This window comes from Marinomonas rhizomae, assembly GCF_003315485.1.
GTDB classification, from domain to species: Bacteria; Pseudomonadota; Gammaproteobacteria; order Pseudomonadales; family Marinomonadaceae; genus Marinomonas; species Marinomonas rhizomae.
Map to the genome: position 1 here is coordinate 1 of NZ_QNSE01000028.1, position 3,557 is coordinate 3,557.

Annotated in this window: 3 protein-coding genes; 2 read left to right on the top strand and 1 reads right to left on the bottom strand. The window is 44.1% G+C overall.

Annotation, left to right across the window (positions count from 1 at the left end):
* Nucleotides 1–208 precede the first annotated feature (208 nt).
* A complete protein-coding gene (locus tag DFP80_RS20500) occupies nucleotides 209–907 on the bottom strand; it encodes a pirin family protein (protein WP_113918652.1) in 699 nt (232 codons plus the stop codon).
* 133 nt (nucleotides 908–1,040) lie between these two features.
* Here DFP80_RS20500 and DFP80_RS20505 point away from each other — a divergent pair, with 133 nt between their 5' ends.
* Entirely contained in the window at nucleotides 1,041–1,943 is a 903-nt protein-coding gene (locus DFP80_RS20505; protein ID WP_113918653.1) for a LysR family transcriptional regulator, read from the top strand.
* A 68-nt stretch (nucleotides 1,944–2,011) separates the two neighbouring features.
* Entirely contained in the window at nucleotides 2,012–2,959 is a 948-nt protein-coding gene (locus tag DFP80_RS20510) for an AEC family transporter (protein WP_113918654.1), read from the top strand.
* The last annotated feature ends 598 nt before the right edge of the window (nucleotides 2,960–3,557 follow it).

Consider the following 3,557-nt stretch of genomic DNA (forward strand, 5'->3'; position numbering starts at 1 on the left):
AAGCGCTTCATTACCAATCATCCCTTTTAGGGAGGTACCGGGTACGGTACCGTCCCATAAAGTGTGTCTTATTCCATTAAAACATGTTCTCTGACTCGTTAATGAACAGGTTTTAGGGAACAAAAAGCTACCTTACCATCTCAAATTTCTCATAGAGCTCTACGCTTGAAATACGATAATAGGTGATGTGCTTCGCGTCTAAGTAAAGTTACACCAAGTCAAACACTAGAGCCTTTACTCGTTTTTCGCTTAGTTTTTTAAAGTGTATTTCAGACATGCCTTTAATTTTAGCGCCGTCGCCTGGGTGTACTGTAATGCTCTCGCCTAGGGACAGTTCGCCTTCGATCACGTGCACGTAGTAATGGCGGTTGCTGTCGGCTTGCCATGTTGCTTGTTGTTCATCCTCCAGGATTAACTGGATAAGCTGCATGTCTTGTTTAACTTGCAAAGTGCTGTTGCCGCCATCTGGTGTGATGACGGTGGTGAAGCCTTGTGCTTGGCTAAACTCTTTTTGCTGATAACCCGGCTCTCCACCTAGTTGGTTTGGTTGAATCCAAATTTGTAGAAATTTTAGCGTGTCGGTTTCTGAAGCATTGAACTCACTGTGATAAATGCCTTTGCCTGCCGACATTAGTTGGTATTCGCCTGCCGGTAATTCTTTTATGTTCCCTGCGCTGTCTTTATGAGCGATATTACCCTCTAGCACTAGGCTGATAATCTCCATGTCTTTGTGACCATGGGTTTCAAAACCTGCGCCTGGTGTGACAGTGTCATCATTGATGACGCGAAGGTGTGAAAAGCCCATTTGCTGAGGATCATAGTAGCTGCCAAAAGAAAATGTATGATGGCTGTCTAACCAACCAAAGTTTGCGTGTCCACGGTCTTGTGCGTTGCGAATAGTGATCATGGTATTTTTCCTAATGGTTACCGAAAGACCAATTGGCCTACGGTATATAAAGTGAGTGTAGGGATCGTGAAAAGGAAAGAAAATCGGAAGGTTTTGGGCTAGTATTTCAAAAAAACTGAATAAAGGTCGAGCTATGGCATATGCGGTGACATTGGAAGCATTACGGGTGTTGGAGACGATTCATCAGTTGGGTAGTTTTGCGGCCGCGGCGGATGTTTTGTTCAAAGTACCATCTGCATTGACCTATACAGTGAAGAAGCTAGAAGATGACTTAGGTGTGGCCTTGTTTGATCGCTCACGACAAAAAGCTGTATTAACACCTGCAGGGCATTTGGTGTTGGAGCAAGGTCGAGTGATTTTAGAAGCTGCCATGCGATTAGAAGATTCGATTAAGCAATTCGAGTCAGGCTGGGAGCCTAAGCTTCGTATCGCTCGGGATACGGTGTTGTTAGAGTCACCCTTAATGTCGGTGGTTGGGGATTTCTTATTGCAGAATCGACCTGTGGAATTGAGTTTATCAGAAGAAGCTGTCGGCGGTGGTTGGGATGCGTTGCAGGACGATAGGGCGGATTTGGTCATCGGTGCGACGGGTGAGTTGCCTAAGGGGAATGTCCATATCCGAGCTATTGGTGAGATAGAGTTTGTGTTCGCTGTGTCACCAACGCATCCGTTGGCGTTGACCGATGGAATGATTACTGCTGCGCAATTGCGTCAATATCCTTCTATTGTTGTGGCGGATAGTTCAAAAATTTTGCCTGCTCGTAGCAGTGGGATTTTTGAGAGCCGGCAAGTGCTTAGGGTCGATACCATGCGCAGCAAAATTCAGGCGCAATGTTTGGGGTTAGGTGTAGGGTATTTGCCTAAACATCGTATTGCCGATGAGTTAAGTTCTGGGCGTTTAGTTCTACGTCAGTGTGAGTTACCTAGGCCGAATCAGATGGCGTATTTGGCTTGGCGTAAAGATGAACTAGGTAAAGGTTTGTCTTGGTTTGTTGAACAGTTGACATTACAAAATTGGCAACTTCTCGCTATTTAAATTCTATCTAGGTTATCGCCATCTAAAAAGTTTCTATTTAAGGCGTTAGGCTATTTTAAGGGGCATTTGTGTTTTCTCTCTCTCTTTCTGTGTTGCCGGTTTTTTTGTTGTTGATTACTGGGGCTCTATGCCAGCGTTGGCGTTTTCCGATGGAAGGTTTTTGGCCTGGCGTCGATAAGTTGTCGTATTGGGTGTTGTTTCCTGCTTTGTTGTTCAGTAAGACCTCGCAGATCGACTTTAGTAATCCGATGCTGCCAAAGTATGCGTTTATTTTATTGTTTGCCTTATTTGTGACAGCGGTGTTTGTGTTTGTCTGTACGTGGCTGTTGAAGGTAATCGCGCCGACGGCATCGTCTATGTTACAGGCTGGGGTGCGTTTTAATACTTTTGTTATGTTGGCCTTGGCGGGTAGTTTGTATGGTAATGAAGGTTTGGTGTTGGCGGCATTAGGGGCATCTGTGTTGATTCCTTCTATTAATGTGTTTTTAGTAGTCTCTATGACCTTGATGCATGGGCCATCTTCAGCTGATAGCTCGTCTCCTACATCTTTACCGCGTTTATTAAGTGGCGCCTTGATTCGCAATCCTTTGATTGTGTCTATTTTACTTGGCAGTAGTTTGAACTTGCTAGGCCTTACGCCAATTGTTTTGCTTTCTGACGTATTGGGTATGTTGTCTCAAGCCGCCTTACCATTAGTACTTTTGGCGGTTGGTGCCAGTGTGCGCTTTGAGACAATTCGCTCCGCAGGCATGACTTTTGTGATGTCTGCTGTGGCGCGCTTTGTGGTGTTTCCTTTGGTGATTGGCTTGATGTGTTGGTGGCTTGATGTTCGTGGTTTGCCTGCCTTGGTCGCTGTGTTATTTGGTGTCGTGCCAACCGCGACATCAGCTTACGCCTTGGCGCGTCAGTTAGGTGGAGATGCAGATCGAATGTCGGCTTATATAACGATGCAGACCTTGTTATCTATTGTCACCTTGCCAGCGAGTGTTTGGTTGAGCCAGTTGTATTTGATGTAAATATTTCTTTGACGGCTGAAAGTGAAGCGAATGTGATTGTCGAACTATTATGATATCTAGGTACGTTTTGTTCTTTAATTAGAAGTCAGACAACTTTCTAAATCTTTTGCTGGTGTTCAAGCCCTTAGTAATGTGCCTTTGTAGATTTATCAAGATAAGATTCGTGTCTTGTTTGGCGAAAGAGGTGTTGATGTTAGAGGAGCCAGTTTGCACTGTATTGAAAGCGAGCAGTTATTTGGTCTAGCGATATGCCTGAAATCAGAAGTTTTAGAGACCTTTATTAGTTAATGAAGACTGTAGGCGTAGGCTTTAGTATAGCAAGGGGAGTGATTATTGCAGTTTTGTGATTCTGGTATTTATCATTGATTTAGCAGGAAACTGGTAGACAAAACTGGCGATAGGCGGTTTGCGACTGTTCTTTATTCTATTGAAAAAGGGCATAGTGGTTTGGGTTAAAAAACGCTCGGCGGATTAATATTTTATGGATAAAAAACCAGTGTCGAATGAAGTGACCCCATAAAGTTGGACTCATTTCTAAGCAGCTAGCAAGGCCTGATTTCGATATTCAATCGGACTCAGGCCTTTTAGTTTCTGTTTA